This window comes from Methylorubrum pseudosasae (assembly GCF_029504475.1).
GTDB classification, from domain to species: domain Bacteria; phylum Pseudomonadota; class Alphaproteobacteria; order Rhizobiales; family Beijerinckiaceae; genus Methylobacterium; species Methylobacterium extorquens.
Genome location: NZ_JAQGDU010000002.1, coordinates 1,313,797 through 1,330,106 on the forward strand (window position 1 = coordinate 1,313,797; position 16,310 = coordinate 1,330,106).

At 67.9% G+C, this 16,310-nt stretch carries 14 protein-coding genes and 4 pseudogenes; 2 read left to right on the forward strand and 16 right to left on the reverse strand.

The annotated features are described in order from the left end of the window. Window positions 1-11: 11 nt before the first annotated feature. The 5 genes from M2437_RS07130 to M2437_RS07150 form a co-directional block, all read right to left on the reverse strand. Complete coding sequence (locus M2437_RS07130) at window positions 12-101, reverse strand: K(+)-transporting ATPase subunit F (RefSeq protein ID WP_012778951.1); 90 nt, start codon at window positions 99-101, stop codon at window positions 12-14. 485 nt (window positions 102-586) lie between these two features. Beyond that, entirely contained in the window at window positions 587-1,153 is a 567-nt protein-coding gene (locus M2437_RS07135; protein ID WP_253386950.1) for a cytochrome b, read from the reverse strand. Then, window positions 1,150-2,262: a catalase family peroxidase gene (locus M2437_RS07140; protein WP_253386951.1), complete on the reverse strand. Its 1,113-nt coding sequence runs from the start codon at window positions 2,260-2,262 to the stop codon at window positions 1,150-1,152. Before M2437_RS07140 ends, M2437_RS07135 begins: the two co-directional genes overlap by 4 nt. Window positions 2,263-2,269: 7 nt before the next feature. Continuing rightward, window positions 2,270-3,037, reverse strand: coding sequence for an anti-sigma factor family protein (locus M2437_RS07145; RefSeq protein ID WP_253386952.1), 768 nt, complete (start codon window positions 3,035-3,037; stop codon window positions 2,270-2,272). A gap of 2 nt (window positions 3,038-3,039) precedes the next feature. Beyond that, a complete protein-coding gene (locus M2437_RS07150; protein WP_253386953.1) occupies window positions 3,040-3,570 on the reverse strand; it encodes a sigma-70 family RNA polymerase sigma factor in 531 nt (176 codons plus the stop codon). Window positions 3,571-3,837: 267 nt separating this feature from the next. On the opposite strand from M2437_RS07150, the gene M2437_RS07155 reads away from it, so the two are divergent. Both M2437_RS07155 and M2437_RS07160 read left to right on the forward strand, forming a co-directional pair. Next, entirely contained in the window at window positions 3,838-4,122 is a 285-nt protein-coding gene (locus M2437_RS07155) for a hypothetical protein (protein WP_056501026.1), read from the forward strand. Window positions 4,123-4,139: 17 nt separating this feature from the next. Continuing rightward, window positions 4,140-4,481: pseudogene (locus M2437_RS07160) on the forward strand (IS3 family transposase); the annotation flags it as partial. Window positions 4,482-4,637: 156 nt separating this feature from the next. On the opposite strand, the pseudogene M2437_RS07165 reads toward M2437_RS07160, so the two are convergent. From M2437_RS07165 to M2437_RS07215, 11 genes and pseudogenes are all read right to left on the reverse strand, one after another. After that, window positions 4,638-4,941, reverse strand: a pseudogene (locus M2437_RS07165) (cytochrome C oxidase subunit IV family protein). Continuing rightward, on the reverse strand, window positions 4,938-5,630 hold the full coding sequence (locus M2437_RS07170) for a cytochrome c oxidase subunit 3 (RefSeq protein ID WP_253386954.1): 693 nt from the start codon (window positions 5,628-5,630) through the stop codon (window positions 4,938-4,940). The pseudogene M2437_RS07165 and the gene M2437_RS07170 overlap by 4 nt, the downstream one beginning before the upstream one ends. Continuing rightward, a complete protein-coding gene (ctaD, locus tag M2437_RS07175) occupies window positions 5,627-7,318 on the reverse strand; it encodes a cytochrome c oxidase subunit I (protein WP_147019323.1) in 1,692 nt (563 codons plus the stop codon). Before ctaD ends, M2437_RS07170 begins: the two co-directional genes overlap by 4 nt. Window positions 7,319-7,349: 31 nt before the next feature. Further along, window positions 7,350-8,438 carry a cytochrome c oxidase subunit II gene (gene coxB / locus M2437_RS07180; protein ID WP_253386955.1) on the reverse strand — a complete coding sequence of 363 codons (1,089 nt, stop codon included), beginning with the start codon at window positions 8,436-8,438 and terminating at the stop codon, window positions 7,350-7,352. Beyond that, complete coding sequence (locus M2437_RS07185; protein ID WP_253386956.1) at window positions 8,438-8,959, reverse strand: hypothetical protein; 522 nt, start codon at window positions 8,957-8,959, stop codon at window positions 8,438-8,440. Before M2437_RS07185 ends, coxB begins: the two co-directional genes overlap by 1 nt. Further along, on the reverse strand, window positions 8,952-9,908 hold the full coding sequence (locus M2437_RS07190) for a hypothetical protein (RefSeq protein ID WP_253386957.1): 957 nt from the start codon (window positions 9,906-9,908) through the stop codon (window positions 8,952-8,954). Before M2437_RS07190 ends, M2437_RS07185 begins: the two co-directional genes overlap by 8 nt. Next, window positions 9,905-10,432: a c-type cytochrome gene (locus M2437_RS07195; protein ID WP_253386958.1), complete on the reverse strand. Its 528-nt coding sequence runs from the start codon at window positions 10,430-10,432 to the stop codon at window positions 9,905-9,907. Before M2437_RS07195 ends, M2437_RS07190 begins: the two co-directional genes overlap by 4 nt. Next, window positions 10,429-10,947 (reverse strand): DUF3341 domain-containing protein, encoded by a 519-nt coding sequence (locus tag M2437_RS07200; RefSeq protein ID WP_253386959.1) that lies wholly within the window; start codon window positions 10,945-10,947, stop codon window positions 10,429-10,431. The genes M2437_RS07195 and M2437_RS07200 overlap by 4 nt, the downstream gene beginning before the upstream one ends. Next, complete coding sequence (nrfD, locus tag M2437_RS07205) at window positions 10,944-12,314, reverse strand: NrfD/PsrC family molybdoenzyme membrane anchor subunit (protein ID WP_253386960.1); 1,371 nt, start codon at window positions 12,312-12,314, stop codon at window positions 10,944-10,946. Before nrfD ends, M2437_RS07200 begins: the two co-directional genes overlap by 4 nt. Next, a pseudogene (locus M2437_RS07210) lies at window positions 12,311-15,122 on the reverse strand (4Fe-4S dicluster domain-containing protein). Before M2437_RS07210 ends, nrfD begins: the two are co-directional and overlap by 4 nt. Beyond that, a pseudogene (locus M2437_RS07215) lies at window positions 15,110-15,770 on the reverse strand (cytochrome c3 family protein). The pseudogenes M2437_RS07210 and M2437_RS07215 overlap by 13 nt, the downstream one beginning before the upstream one ends. Between the last annotated feature and the right edge of the window lie 540 nt (window positions 15,771-16,310).

Sequence of the window (16,310 nt, forward strand, 5' to 3'; positions counted from 1 at the left end):
CCTGGGGCCGCTCAGAACCGCTCGGGGCGGACGAGGGCGTAGGTGAGGTAGACGAGGAGCCCGGTGGTCACGAGGGCGCCGAGGGCGAGGTCGAGGGTCATGGCGGCTTGCCTCAGAGACGCTCGCAGAGCGCGGCATAGCCGGCGACCAGGCCGAAGAAGGCGAGGCCTCCGAGTAGGAAGACGATGTCGAGCATGGTGTGTCCGTATCCGTTCGGTCCGCCGGCCGCGGGTGCCCCGCGGCTGACCTGGACCGATCCCGAATGTGGACGGGAACCGCGTTAGGGTTCGAGAGGGAAAGGAATGCGATCTTATAAGAATCGCATCAGGATCACCCCGATTCCGGGTTCGCCGCTCTTCTTCTGCGCGTCCCTGACGGCCAAGCGGCCTGCCGCTCCTGGCAGGCGCCCGAGGCGTCGAGAAGCCTCGACCTGGGACAGGCGGCCCTGCTGCTCACCTTCATCGATCAGGGCGACACCGGCGAAAAGCCGGCCACGGCCGCGCGCAAGCACGGCATCGAGCTGGAGGTCATGAAGCTGCCCTCGGCCGGCCTCTGCAGGGCTGCGCAGGTCCAGACCGAGGTGCGCTCAGGTCCCTGCTCGCGGCGTCGCAGGCGAGCGAACCCCTGACCGGAAGGCCATGCTCGCGAAGACACCATCACGCCGGATCAGCGCATGCAGCAGCGCCGCTCCGATATGAGCGAGGATCGTGGCGAACAGCCCGTAGGCCAGCACGGTGTGGAGTTCACGTAACCACGCGTAGACCATCGGGCTTTGCGGCAGGATCGGCGGCAGCACGAACGGCCCGACAAGCGTCACGGGGTAGCGGGCCGCCGAGAGCATCGCCCACCCGACGAGCGGCATGGCCAGCATGAGCCCGTAGAGGACGATGTGTGAGGCATGCGCGGCCCGGCGCTGCCAGACCGGCAGATCCCGCGGCAGGGGCGGCGGTGGACGACGCCAGCGGTTCGCGAGCCGCAGGATGGCAAGGAGCAGGATCAGGAGGCCGAGCGGACGGTGCAACGCGACCAGCGCGTGGTAGTCGGCGAGCGACGTCACCATCGCGACGCCGATCAGCAGCATAGTCAGAATCAGTGCCGCCATGCTCCAGTGGAGCAGGCGTGCCGGCAGGTTGAAGCGGGTGCTGTCCGTCACAGTGAGGCTCCATCCGGTGATGTGCCGGCCACGGCGCTGGGCACCTTTTCCTCACCGGCGCGCCGGGTGAAGGATCGGGCGTAGGCCGCCGAGCGGGCGCTCAGCAGCGGATCGTCGGAGGGGGCGATGCCGTCCGGCAGGACGAGCGGATCGAAGTTGATGTCCCGGCAAGTGCCGGCGTCCTCCGGCGCCGCGCCGGTGAGGGTCAGCGTGCCCACGTCCACGCGCTCGCGGTCGGCGGGCCAAGGCAGAGTCGCGTCGTCGGTGGCGTCGCTTGCCTGACCCAGGGTCACGACAAGGTGCCAGTGCAGCGGCTCCTGCCGAAGCTCGGCCGCGAGAGTGTCGAACAGGACGTTCCTGTCAGCCTTCGCCTCCTGCGCGGCGGATCCCGGTTCCGGCCGCCGCTCCGGCACGAAAGCCCATCGCACCGGTGTCGTACGGAAATCGCTCGCCACGAACCGGAAGGCGTTCAGGCTCTGGAAGGTGCTGTCGGCAAAGCCGGCGGTGATCGTGCGCGCCTTGATCAAGGCCGCGGCCTTCGCACTCTCAGGATGCAGGGCGAAGAACGCCTTCAGGCGGTCAGGGTCGGGCTTGCCGGTGGCCGGATCCGGCTTGGCGGCGAGCAACTGCTCGTAGAAGGCCTCCGGCGTGCGGACCGGGAAGACCGGGATGTTGTTCATGCCTGTGCGCCACTCCTCGCCCTCGGGCAGCCGGAAGCGCAGGGCGAGGCTGCGCACGGTAGCCGCCGCATCGGCCGCGTAGGGTTGCCCGCCCGCGAGCGCGACCCGTCCTTCCACCCGCGTCACGCGCCCCGCCGAGAACACGCTGGCCTTCGAGAGACGGGCTCCTGCTCCGTTGCTGGCGAAGGTGCCGGCCACGCACAGGCCCTTGGCATGGTTGCGCCGGAAGCCGGGATGCGGACCGTTCACCTGCTCGAAGCGGTCGACGATGCGCGCCGGGGTCAGTGCGTCCGGTGACAACCAGCCGCCCGCATAGGTGAAGGCTCCGGCCGTTCCAGCGAGCACCGCGCCGATGCCGGCGAGGCGCAGCATCAGGGCGCGCGTGGTCATTCCGGGAGGAGCCCCGGTCAGGTGGTGCAGCAGGGTCATGGATGCCTCAGGTGTTCGTCGCGGTCGTGCGGCGGATCTCGTTGGCCAGGGGATGAAGCACGGCCGGATCGCGTGCGCCGACGAGGCTGTAGCCGAGCCCGTCCTGAGCCCAGGCGTAGCCGGCGGCCGACCCAGACCGGTGCTCACGCATGGGCGCATCGCCCGGCTGGGCCATGGGCCGCATCAGCATGACGAGGCGCGTGCCATGATGGTCGTCATACATCAGCAGACCTGCCGGACCGTGCGGCGTGGCAACGAGCCGTCCGCCCATCAGCCGGTAGCCGGAGGAAGTCAGGTCCGGCACGCCGACACGGCGGTCGAGCCGGGCAGAGAACCAGCGGGCGAGTTCGTCGCTGTCGCTCGCCGCGAGTTCGACCGGGCGCAGGCGGTCGGGGGCATAGACGGCGTAGTTCGCGCTCGCCTCCTGGGCCAAGGCATCGACCCCGGTCATCGGCGAAGACAGCGTTCCGCGAAGACCCCAGCCGCCCAAACCTCCGAGCGCGAGCAGGACGGCAGCGGCCGCAGCCTGCCAGGTGGGCAGACGCGGGCGCTGTCGTGCCTCGACGAGGTGTGCAAGGTTGAGCTGGGCCGGAACGGGTTCGGCGGCCACCGGGCCGAAGGCTCCGCGCAGGTCGTCACCGAGTGCGCGCATGCGCTCGACGCGTCGGCTGAGATCGGGATGGCGAGTGAGATAGGATTCGACCTCGGCTTTGCGCGCCGCTTCCAAGCGCTCGTCGACGAACGCCTGCAGGTCGTCCTCGGTAATCGGGCGCATGGTCACTTCACCCTCCTGAGCAGCGGACGCTTGACGGGAGCGGACGCGCTCTCACCGTCGATGAGCTGGATCATCCGGTCGCGCGCGCGCGACAGGCGCGACATTACGGTCCCGATGGGGATGGCGAGCACCTGCGCCGCCTCGGCGTAGGAGAGCCCCTCCACGCTCACGAGCAGCAGTACGCCGCGCTGCTCCTCCGGTAGAGCGTCGAGAGCCGCCCTCACGTCGCGCTGGAGCAGGCCGTCGTCCTGGTTCGGGGCGACGGCCAAAGTCGCCTCCGGCGCATCCTCGACGGCCACGGACGAGCCGCGGCGCGCGCGCTGGCGCATCTGGCTGACGGCGAGATTATGAAGAATGGCGTAGAGCCAGGTGCGCACGTCCCCGTCGGCCCGGCGCTGATGCCACCGGCCGATGGCGCGCTCCAGACAATCCTGGACGAGGTCGTCCGCATCGGTCGGGTTGTGCAGGAGCGCGCGGGCATAGCGGCGCAGAGCCGGAATGAGCGGCTCGATGAGGCGGATCATATCGCTCACGGCCATCCTCCTGACACGCGCGGACTTCGTTCGACCGATCCGCCCGCGGCAAGTGCGCCCGGCGACGGTACGGGGACAGAGACGCCGTTTCCCGAGGTTTATTCCGGGGCCAGCCTGGATTTTTTTGGGTCGTATGCCCTGACGGATGTCAGATGACGAAACCAAAGTTTTTTCGGACCGAGCCCGGAATATTTCGCGGAAGATCGCGTCTGTCAGGTCGTTGCCGGTCCGATCGAAGTGTTCGGCAGCGAACCAGAGGAATCTGACATGTACAACATCAAGCACACCGCTCTCGTCCTGTTCACCGCCGTCGGTGCCCTTGCCGCGGTCACCACGGGTGCAAGTGCAAAGTCCGTCGCGCCGGCTCAGGCTTGTGCAGGGAGCTGCACGTCGTCAATCGTCTCCGCCTGGACGGCCGGCGCAATGCCGCGCGACGAGTTCTTCGAGAGCGACACCGACTCCGCCAACGCCAACAACCCCGCCCTGCCGCCCTATGCCCGCGGACGGGGCCAGGAGGCGGGTGGGCCCGCACGAGAGCTGATCCCGAACTAAACTGCCGCAAGCGTTCCCGCCTCTTGCGAAACCTGACGCCGATCGAAGAGCACAGCCGGGCCTGCCTTCGGCTGAAGGCGGCACGGCACATCAACAGCGTCGGCGTGATCAAGGCACTAGCCGACGCCCTGTGCCTGCACCGCATCCCGGAACACATCCGCTGCGACAATGACCTTCAGATGATCTCGAAGGCACCCGGCAAATGGGCCGCAAAAGCTGGTGCGCAGATCCAGTACATCGCACCAGGATTGCGTTCGACTGCACTCGTCGCTCGGCGATCGGCCGCCCGCACCTGTCACCTTCCCGGATGGAGCGTTCGGCAACCCATGGCAGCTACCATGCACCAGCCTCGCAACTGACTCGGTCCAAGATAATGGTCGGGTCAAGGTGATGATCATCATCAGGAACCGACGAAGCGGGGCCACACGAGGCACCGGCGCTGACGTCGCGGCGGACGTCGTTCGGCCAGGTCGACCAAATGAGAGCAATCATTGCTCGCCCTCGCACACGAGATGTCAGGTGTTGGCGAGGCGGCTCAGCGTGTCGGTCAGCGTCAAGGCGAACAGGATCGCGAGCCAGAACAGGCCGCAGGCGGGCGGCGAGACGCACAAGGTGGTCGGCGCGGTTCAGGCGCATGAACAGCAGGGCGACCAGGCCGGCTTGCGTCGCGGCGAGGCCGAAGTTCACGGCTGAAGCCCAGGGGGCCTTGAGGCGGTAGGCGGCGAGCAGGCTTGCCGTCAGGAGCCCCAGCAGCAGAAGCCAGACGACGAGGCCGCGCAGCCAGATCGCGCCGGCCTTTGTCCGAAGACGCGCCCTCACGCGCTCCGCCCATCGAGGTAGAGCATCGGGTAGAGGAAGATCCAGACCATGTCGACGAACCCCCAGTAGAGTGTCGCCACCTCCACTTGCGGGCTCGCAAGCAGGAAGCCTGGTGCGCGCCACTCTCGCCAGATGAGGCGGACGATGAGGCCGATGCCGATCGACAGATGGATCGCGTGGACCGAGGTTGAGAGCCAGTAGAAGCCGAAGAAGAGCTGCGTGGCCGGTGCCTTCAGGGCGAAATCAGCGCCGGGCACGAGATGCTTCTCGATATCCTCGCGGTATTCGAGGCCCTTGACCACCAGGAAGGCAAGACCGAGCAGGACGGTCGCCCCAAGGCAGATCAGGGTGAGGCGGCGCAATCCGTCCTGCTCGGAAGCCTGCGCGGCGATCGCCGCGGTCAGCCCGCTGGTCAGCAGCAGCGCGGTGTTGAGGGTGCCGTAGACGATGTTGGTCTCGTGGGCAGCGGTCGCGAAGTCCGTCGCGTGCTCAAGGCGCAGTACCGTGTAGAGCAGGAACAGCGCGCCGAAGAACAGCACTTCGCTGGCGAGGAAGACCCACATCCCGAAAGTGGCACCGGCGCGCTGATACGCGAAAGCGCCGGTCTCCGGCAGCCTGAGCCCGTCCCAGGGCTCGCGCAGATGGCGGCCGGCGGTGGTCGTCGGCGTGATGTCACCGCCCGGGCTCACGTCAGCGCTCCTTGCTCGGCGATGCGATCGTCCTCGGCCGGCGCCGCGCTCTCGGGGTGATAATCGTAGGGGCGGCCGAGAACTTCCGGGTTGCCGAAGAAGTTCTGGCGCGGCGGCGGAGACGTGGTGCGCCATTCGAGCCCCGAGGCGTTCCACGGGTCGTTGAGGGCACGGCTGCCATAGAACAGCGACCAGGTGAGGTAGCCGAGCGGCATGAGGTAGGCCACCGCGAGCACGGCCGCGCCCGAGGAGGAGAGCACGTTCCAGACCTGGAACTCCGGCGGATAGGCGTAGTAGCGCCGCGGCATGCCGAGATAGCCGGCGATAAATTGTGGGAAGAAAGTCAGGTTGAAGCCGAAGAACATCAGCAGCGCGGCAAACCGCGCCCAGCTCTCCGGATACATCCGCCCCGTCACCTTCGGCCACCAGAAATGCAGGCCGGCGAAGTAGGCCGAGACCGAGGCGCCGACCATGATGTAGTGGAAATGGGCGACGACGAAGTAGGTGTCCTGCACGTGCACGTCGATCGGCACGGAAGCCAGGAACAGGCCGGTCAGCCCGCCCATGGTGAACAGGCCGAGGAAGCCGAGCGCGTAGAGCATCGGCGATTCAAAGCCGATCTGGCCGCGGTAGAGCGTGGCGGTCCAGTTGAACACTTTGATCGCCGATGGCACCGCCACGATGAAGGAGAGGAACGAGAAGACCAGGGCAGCGAACGGCGACATGCCCGAGGTGAACATGTGGTGGCCCCAGGTGAAGAAGCCGATTACCGCGATCGCTACCAGGGCGTAGACCATGAACGAGTAACCGAAGATGCGCCGCCGCGCGTAGCAGGTGATGACCTCCGAGATCACGCCCATCGCCGGCAGGATCATGATGTAGACGGCCGGGTGCGAGTAGAACCAGAACAGGTGCTGGAACAGGATCGGGTCACCGCCCCGCGCCGGATCGAAGATCGGCAGGTTGAAGGTGCGCTCGGCGATGACGAGGACCAGCGTCAGGGCCAGCACCGGCGTGGCGAGCACGAAGATCAGGCTCGTCGTGTACATCGACCAGACGAAGAGCGGCAGGCGGAACCACGTCATGCCGGGCGCTCGCAGGTAATGCACCGTGGCGATGAAGTTCACCCCCGTGGCGATGGTCGAGAAGCCCGAGACGAACACGCCGAGCACGGCGAGCGTGACGAAAGTGTTCGAGAATACAGTCGAGTAGGGGACGTAGAAGGTCCAGCCGGTGTCGATGCCCCCCGCCAGCACGGCGGCGAGCGTCAGCAGCCCGCCGGCCATGTTGAGATACCACGAGATCAGGTTGAGCTTGGGGAAGGCGAGGTCGCGTGCGCCGATCATCAGCGGCAGCAGGAAGTTCCCCATCGTCGTCGGGATCGACGGGATGAGGAAGAACCACACCATGACGATGCCGTGCAGCGAGAACAGCTTGTTGTAGGTGTCGGCGCCGACGACGTCGCCCTGCGGCGTGAACAGCTCCAGCCGCACCAGGGTGGCGGCCGCGCCGCCGATGAAGAAGAAGAACGTGATCGACAGCGCGTAGAGGATCGCGATGCGCTTGTGATCAGTGGTGAACAGCCAGGAGGCGACGGAATGGCCCTCGCCGAGATAGCTGACCGGCAGGCCGAGATCCAATTCGCGCGGATTGGCCAGCGTCGAGGCATCGGAAGAGGCGCCGCTCATCAGAGGCTTCCTGCGGAAGGGGAATGATGCGTCATTGCGGCGTCTCTCCCGAAGCGGGCGCACCGGGCACCATGGCGGGGCTGCGCAGGGTCTGGTTCGCGGCGCCGTCCTGCGGGGTCTGGCCGGGCGCGCAGATGTTCTGCGCGGTCGCGAGGTTGAGCGAGCCGATCAGGTCGAACCGATCGGTGCCGTGGCGGATATAGGCGGTGAGCGCCTGGATCTCGCCGTCGGAGAGTTTGCCCTCGTAGCTCGGCATGATCGGTTCGTAGCCGGCGACCACATCGCGCTGCGGTTGGAGGATCGAGTCGCGGATATAGGCTTCATCCACGCTTGCCATGCGTCCGCCTTCCAGCGGCACCGACTGTCCCCAGATCCCGGCGAGCGAGGGCGCGTGCACCTTCGAACCGGCGTTATGGCAGCCGGAGCAGCCGCGCGCGGAGAAGAGCCGTTCGCCGAGTTCGGCGAGGCCGTCCCGCTCGGGCTGCCGTGTGAGCCATTGCGCGTAGTCCTGCGGCTCCATCACGATCACCCGGCCCAGCATGCGCGAGTGGTCGGTGCCGCAATACTCGGTGCATAGCAGGTGATAGGTGCCGGTCTTGGTCGCCTGAAACCACGTCTCGGTCTGCTGGTAGGGCAGGGCGTCGCGCTTCAGGCGGAAGGCCGGGACGTAGAACGAGTGGATCACGTCCTGCGAGGTGAGAAGCAGGCGCACCGGCGCGCCGACCGGGACGTGCAGCTCGTTGATCTCGCGCGTGCCGCTCGGCCCTTGTGTCTTCCACATCCATTGCTTGCCGACGACGTGGATCTCGATGGCATCCTTCGGCGGCGAGAAGGCGACGATCTCCACCGAGGCCGCCCACCAGAAGATGAAGACGAAGATGAACAGCGTCGCGGCGGTCCAGCCGATCTCGAATTCGCGGGAAACGACGCTCGGCATCTCGCCGCGCTTGGCCGGGGAGCCGCGGCGGAACCGGATGGCGAAGGTCAGGACCAGCCCGACCACGAGCAGGACGATGGCCGAGGAGATCAGCAGGAGGCCGACGAAGATCGTATCGACCTTCGCCGCCTGAACGGAGGCCGATTCCGGTCGCAGGAAGGCGGGGATCAGGGTATCGAGCATCAGCGCGCGCCTATCCCCGGTCCCGTGCTCACGGGCGTGCTGACCGCGCCCGGCCCGGCGCCGGGCGAGAGAACGCGGCTCGACGCACCGCCGCGGCTGCCGAGCGCGGGCATACGCTCCGGCTGGAGCGGGGCCGCGTAGGCCGCGTTGTCGCGCGCCGCGAGGCGTCGCATCGCCTCCTCGATCGGCATTCGGGCGATCCCGTTCGCGCGGTCGATCCAGGCGTAACCGTCGAGCTTGGCCCGCTGATCCCTGAGCATTTCCGCGAGGTCGGCCGCCGGGCTCTGTTGAAGCCGGGGCGCCGGAAACATCCGCGCCGTTTGAACCAGGGGGCCGAGGCCCTGGCGGTTATAGTAGTACCGAAGCCCGCCGATGGTGACGGCGGTGAAGACGACGATGAACAGGCCGGTCAGCAGCAGCGGCTTGAGCCGGATATCGGGCGCCTCGGTGCCGGGTGGAGCATGGCCGACGACATCGTCGTGGACCCGCGTATGGAGTTGACCGCGCGCCGCGTCAGACATGACGGAGTCTCCCGGCACGCCGGATGATGAGCCGAGAGGCGAAGCGGGACAGGAGTACCAGCACGACGAGGGCGACCACGGTCGCCGCGGCGGCGGAGCCGGCCTCATCGCCGTAAGCCGGGAGAACGAGCCAGGCGAAGTGCACGGCCACGCCGACCAGCACGAGCAGCCCGACCCCGCGCATCAGCGCCGGACTGTTCCGAACGGCGGAGAAGAGCAGGGCGAGGAAGGGTAGGATCCCGCCGAGGATCAGGCTCGCTATTAGGACGCCGCCCCAAGGGCTCGCGCCGCGCTTGAGATACCACGCCGCCTTGGGCGGAAGGTCGCCGTACCACGCCACGATGTAGGACATCAGCTCGAGGTAGATCACGCCGAGGAGCGTCGCGAGCATAAGGCCCGCGAGGTCGGAGGCGCCCCGCGCATCGAGGCTCGGCGGGCTGACCAGAGCGGCGAAGGCGAGCGCCGCGAGGATGTGATGAAGCGCGACGTCAGCGGGAAAGGCCGAGGCGTTGAAGCCGGGCTCGACCGAGAGAATCCAGTCGACGGAGACGAGGCTGATGGTCAGGCCGTAGAAGGTGAGACCGAGGGCGGCGACGAGCGTGCCGGCGCGTCCGGATAGGAACATCCCGGCGAGCGCCGAACAGCCGAGCAGGGTTACGGCCGCACGGACGAGAAACAGCGTCGGATCGAGGTAGAGGCGCAGCACGTCCGGCTTGGCGCCGGTGCCCGCGGCCCAGGGATAGGCGGCGTGAAGCCCAAGGGCGACACCAAGGAAGGTGATGGCGGCGAGCGGCACGAGGGCGGTCGCCGGCCGCAGCACCGGAGCGAGAACCTCGCCCCAGCGTCCCCCGGTTACCGTATGGATCATCACGAGGACGAGGGCACCGAAAGGCACCGCGCTCCACACGATCCAGGCCAGCAGCCAGCTGCGGAACAGGGCATCGCTCACGGCAGCTTCTCCGCGAGACCGGGCGCCTCGGCGACGCGGGCGCCCTGCGAGAGTTGCAGCGCGCGGATATAGGCGGCGATCGCCCAACGGTCGCGCGGCTCGACCCGGTTGGCGTAAGCGTACATCACGCCGTAGCCGCGGGTGATGACATCGACGAAGTAGGCGGCCGGCGCCGCCCGCAGGCGGTCCTCGTGATAGGAAGGCGGGGCGGGAAAGCCGCGCTGCACCACCATGCCGTCGCCGTGGCCGGTATAGCCGTGGCAGGGCGTGCAGATCGCGTCGTAGCGCTGGCGCCCGCGCTCCAGCAGCGCCGCATCCACGGCCGGTGGCTCGCGCAGGGCGGTCTCGCGTTCGAGCGCGCCGATCGCCACCGTGCCCTCGGGCGGACGCCGCGCCTCCGCGTGATCGGGGAAGAGCGGGGCCTTGCCGTAGACCTCGTAACGCGCCTGCTGGCGCATCGACTGGTCCTCGCAGGCGCCGAGGGTCGCCAGCAGCGGCAGCAGCAGGGGGAGGGCGCGCCTCACGGGTGCATCTCCGCGACCAGGAGGGCGCCGGCCCGCTCCAGGCTCTCGCGAAGCGCCGTCGCATCGGTGTCCTTCGACGCGACGAGGAGAAGGAAGCGGTCCTGGCTCACGCGCTCGAATTGCGGGATCGCGAAGAGCGGATGGTGCAGGCGCGGCAACCCGCAGGCCCAGAACAGGGTGATGAGGCCCGTGATCGCCGCGATCAGCACGCCGAATTCGAACGGCACCAGCAGGAAGACCGGCCAAGAATGCAGCGGACGCCCGCCCGTGTTCAACGGGTAATCGATCACGGAGGAGTACCATTGCAGGGCGTACATCGCCGCCGCCGCGCCGAAGCCTGCCAAAGCCATCACCGGCCGCACGAGGTTGCGTGGCGGCGCGAAAGCGTTCGTGAGATCCGGCACCGGGAAGGGCGTGAAGGCGTCGAGCGCGCGGTGGCCGTCGGCGGCGGCCAGCCGCATCGCCCGCACCAGCGCGTCGGGGTTGTCGAACTCGGCGAGCAGCGGGGCGCTCATGCCGTCCCCCCTCGCGCCGCGCCCTCATCGTGGGCGAGCTGGCTGACCTCGTGGATGGAGACGATGGGGAAGATCCGCGCCAGCACGAGGAAGCCGAAGGCGAACAGCCCGAGCGGCGCGATCAGGATCACCACGTCGTAGAAGCTGACGTGATAGGTCCGCCACAGGCTCACGGCGTGGCCGTGCGAGAGCGTGTTCCAGACGATCAGAATGCGCTCGAGCCACATGCCGAGATTGATCACGATCGAGATGATCGCGAGCGCCCATAGGTTGAGGCGCACCTGGGCGAACCAGAGCGCCTGCGGCACGAGGCAGTTGCAGAACAACAGGCTGTAGTAGAGCCAGCGATAGTCGCCGGTGAAGAAGTAGGCGATCACGGCGCGGTCGGCGTGATCGCCGCCATACCAGCCCATGAACCACTCCGTCGCGTAGGAGAAGGTCATGACGATCGAGGCGAACAGCATCACCTTCGCCATGGCGTCGAAATGGGCCGGGGTGATCACCGCCTGCAAGTTCAGGCCCCAGCGGATGATGATGGCCAGTACCACCACCATGGCGAAGCCCGAATACATCGCCCCGACGACGAAGTAGGGCGGGAAGATCGATTCCTGCCAGCCGGGCATCAGGCTCGCGGCAAAGTCGAGGCCGACAATGGAATGGACGGAGCAGACCAGCGGAACGGCCAGAGCCGCCATGGTCTTGTGGAAGGTCTCGTAGACCGCCCAGTGCCGCGCCGAGCCGCGCCAGCCCAGCGCCAGCGCGCCGTAGAGCCGCCGGCCGAAGTGCGACTGCGCCCGGTCGCGCATGGTCGCGAGGTCGGGCAGCAATCCGGTGAACCAGAAGATCAGGGAGAACAGAAGGTAGCTGAGGATCGCCCAGAAATCCCAGACCAGCGCCGAGCGCCATTGCGGCCAGAGATCCATGGTGTTTGGGTAGGGCGCGAGCCAATACGAGTAGAGCGGCCGCCCGAGATGGATGATCGGGAAGATGCCGGCGATGGCCGCCGCGAACAGCGTCATCGCCTCGGCGAAACGGTTGATCGAGGCGCGCCAGTGCTGGCGCGTCAGCAGCAGCATCGAGGAGATCAGCGTTCCAGCATTGCCGATGCCGATCCACCAGACGTAGTTGGCGATCGAGAAGCCCCACACCACCGTGGTGTTCACCCCCGAGAGGCCGATGCCGACGGTGAGCACCGCGCCGATGGCGATCATGGTGGCGAGCACCAGCGGCAGCACGCCGAGGAAGGCGATGACCCAGGCCCGTCCCGGCCCGCGCCTCTGGATCGGATCAGCGACCGCGGCGCAGATCTCGCCATAGCCGAGACGCTCGCGGGCGATCCAGCGATGGGGCTGGGCATGCCCGCTCACGCGCGATCCTCCTTCAGATCCGGGTTCGGGGAGCGAAGGTTCGCGAGGTAGGTCGTGCGCGGGCGGGTGTTCAGCTCCTCCATCAGCGCGTAGTGGCGCGGGTCCTTGCGCAGTTCAGTGATGGCGTTGCCGGACTTTGCGAGGTCGCCGAACCGGATCGCCCGCGTCGGGCAGGCGGATTGGCAGGCGGTGACGACCGCGCCCATCTCGCGCCCGTCGCGCTCGGCCGCCTGCCGCTCGGTGGCGATGCGCTGGATGCAGTAGGTGCACTTCTCCATCACGCCGCGGGCGCGGACGGTGACGTTGGGGTTGCGCTGGGCCTTCACCGATTCCGCGCCGAGATTGGCGTAGGGCTGGCCGTCGGCATAGCCGAAGAAGTTGAAGCGGCGGACCTTGTAAGGGCAGTTCGCCTCGCAGAAGCGGGTGCCGACGCAGCGATTGTAGACCTGAAGGTTCAGGCCCTCGCCGTCATGGACCGAGGCCGCGACGGGGCAGACCGGCTCGCAGGGGGCGTGCTCGCAATGCATGCAGGGCACGGGCTGGAACCCGGCGCGTGGCGCCTCCGGGCTGCCCTCGTCGTAGATATCGACCCGCAGCCAATGCATCATCCGGCCCCGCGCGATCTCTTCCGGCCCGACCACGGGCACGTTGTTCTCGGACTGGCAGGCGACGACGCAGGCGTTGCAGCCGATGCAGGCATCGGTGTCGATCACCATCGCCCAGGCATGGCCATCGGCATCGCCCTTCCACGGATCGAGCAGGGACGGCTGATCCGCGCCGATGCCCTTCGGCTCGGCACTCGCCAGCGCGGCCAGATCGATCTGCCGAAACAGCTTTTTGGTTTCGCCCTCGATCTCGACGTAGTTCTGCGTCCGCAGGATCGTTTCGGTTCGGTCGGATTTCGCGAGATCGACGCCAGTCACGAGCCAAGGCGACGCCTGCGTCACCAGCCCGTAGGCGTTCGCGCCGATGCCGTTGCCGATGGCGCCGGCCCGCTCGCGGCCGTAGCCGAGTGTCAGCACGCCGACCCCTTCGGCGACGCCGGACTCGATGATGACCGGCACCTCGATCGCGTTTCCCCCCGCGCTCGCGCGCACCACATCGCCGGCCTCGAGCCCGCGTCGCCGGGCTTCCGCGCGTGAGAGTGCGAGCGCGTTGCCCCAGACCTGCTTCGAGATCGGCTTCGGGCATTCCTGAAGCCACGCATTGTTGGCAAAGCGCCCGTCCCAGAGGCACGGGTCGGGACGCAGCTCGACCGTCAGCCCCTCGGCCTGGCGGGTCTCCGGAAGGGTCGGCAGGCGCGGCTCGCCGGGATCGACGATGGGCGCAGCGCTGTCGGCGACGACGCCGTCATGCAGGCTGCGGCGCCACCAGCCCTCGAAATCGGCGCCGCCGCGCTCCCGGCCATGTCTCGCGCACGAGCGCATAGCCCGACGTCGCGCTGCGGCCGGTGAACAGCGGAAGGATCTCGTGGAGCGAGCGCCCATCGTAGAGCGGGCGCAGCAGCGGCTGGACGAGGCTGACCGTGCCATCCGTGGCGCGAAGATCCGACCAGCTCTCCAACTCATGCGTCAGAGGCAGGTGCCAGTGGGTCGCTCCCGCGGTCTCGTCGCCGTGCAAGCCGGCATGGACGCTGAAGCGGGCGCGGGCGATGCGCCGGGCAAGATCGAGGTCGGCCGGTGCCGTCGCGACCGGATCGCCACCGAGGATGGCGAGGCAGGTCACGCTGCCGCGGTCGAGCGCCTGGGCGAGATCGGCGAGCGTCGCCGGACTGCGGCCCTCGATCCGGTCGGGCGGCGCAATGACATCGACCGGCGCGCGAAGGCGCGCGTTGATCCAGTGGGTCAGCGCGTGCCATTCCGGCGGGAGGGCGGGGCCGGCGAGCACCAGAGCGCGACCCTGATGCGCCGTCAGATCGGCGGCGGCCGCCTGTGCGAAGCGGCGGGCCGCCTCCGGCAGATCGGGCGCGGCCAAGCCGGCACCGAGCGCGTTGGCAACGCTCGTCAGGATCGCGGCCTGTTCGAGCGGCGTCACGGCGCGCCGCGCATCCGCTTTGACGCCCGTGAGCGTCAGCGCCGACTCGGCCACGTAGAGGCGCCCGAACCGGGCCGGATCGCGGCGGCGCTCGGCGAAGGCGCCCGCGAGGCGGATCTGGTCCGGCCCGGCGCCGAGCGGGTCGGCGCCGACGCACAGGATCGTCTCGGCCCGGTCGAGCCGCGGCAGGGCCCGCAAGGGGCGGCCGAAGGCGAGTTCGGCTCCCCGCTCGGCATTCGCCTCATCAATCGCCTCGTGAACATGCCAGACCGCCTCCGGCAGGGCCTGCAGCAGGGCATCGATCTGGCGGGCGAGCGTCGGCGAGGTGACGCGGCCGGTCAGAAGGTGCAGGCCGCGTCCACGCTCGCCGCGCACGGTGGAAAGCGGCCCGCTTAGAGCGCGCTCGAACATGTCCCAGGAGGCGATGCCGTTGACGCGCTCGGTCACCGTACGCGAGCGGTCGGGATCGTAGAGGTCGAGGATCGCGGCCTCGGCGAACACGTCGGTCGCCCCCAGGCTGCTGGGATGGAGCGGATTGCCTTCGATCTTGATCGGCCGTCCGTCGACGGCGATGGCGTGGACCCCGCGGGCCCAGCCGCTCAAGGACAGAGTCGTGGCGTAGCGCACCGGTACGCCGGGCAGAAGCTGCTCGGGCGCACGGACATAGGGCACGATCTCTTCGACCGGCTTCGAACAGCCGCCCGCGGCGAGCGTGATGCCTGCTCCGAGCAGCTGCAGCGCCTCGCGCCGCGAGGGCGGGGTCAGCGGTGGCATATCGAGCACTCGCTCAGCCGCTCGGCTGACTTGATGTGGCGCTCTTCCATGAAGCGCGCGCCGATCGCCGCCTGATCGGCCGGCGGCTTCCAGTTCCATATCGAACACCGCCTCATGCGGACGCAGGTTCGGCGCCGGATCGCGGTGGCAGTCGAGGCACCAGCCCATGGTGAGCGGCGCGGCCTGCCGCATCAGCTTCATGGTCTGGACTTCGCCGTGGCAAGTCGAGCAACCAACGCCCTTGGCCACGTGTACGGAATGATTGAAGTAGACATAGGCCGGCAGGTTGTGAACGCGGTTCCACTGGAGCGGTCTCTCCTCGGCGAGGCTCTGGCGCACGGGCGCAAGCATCGGTGCGTTGGTCCATTCCTGCGAATGGCAACTCATGCAGGTCTCAGTCGGGGGAATGCCGGCGAAGGCCGCCTTCTCGACGGAGGTGTGGCAGTAGCGGCAATCGATCCCGAGGCCACCAACATGGTGCTCATGGCTGAAGGGAACCGGCTGTTCGCGGGTCACGTCCTGGGCCGTCGCGTAGGGCGAGCGCCAAAGCGCGTAGGCGAGCCCCACGGCCAGGACCGGCGCAGCGCCGATCGAGGCAAGAACGACGCGGGCGACCGTATCCGCTCCTGGATGAAATACCTGAACCATCCCGCGCGGGCAGCCTTCCGTCCATCACCGTTCGTATCTTCGGGGATTAAGGCTGGCCGATATTCGTTCTCTCCGCAAGAAAGACGATGAGATGTCGACCTAAATTGTTTGTCATCGCCCTAATACAACGATACCTACGCGTTTTATTATTCACGCCTTGCTTACAAGGCGAGTTCTTCTTCTTTATTGGTGGCGATCAAAACGCGATGGTTTTTGAGCGCTCGGCTCCGCTGGATCTTCTCCGACGGTCAGAACGGATGGGTGGCTCGTCTGTCGTGCATCCTCCCTCGCGATACGCCCGGCTCGGCGCCGACGCGTCGGTCACGCCTTGATGGCCGGGAAACCTCGGATGCCGGAGAAAGATCAATCGGAAATGTCGAGCTTCGTCGCTCCCCGTCACCGTCGGTCTCGACCGAACGGCCGACGCGTTGAAGGACGGTACGAGTTGTTTGTTGGTTGACCGACGTGTCGTGAACGAGAAGGCGTCTGATCCGGTGCGGCGGTACGCATACGGTAGACCGGAACGTCGAGCCGCCTGCG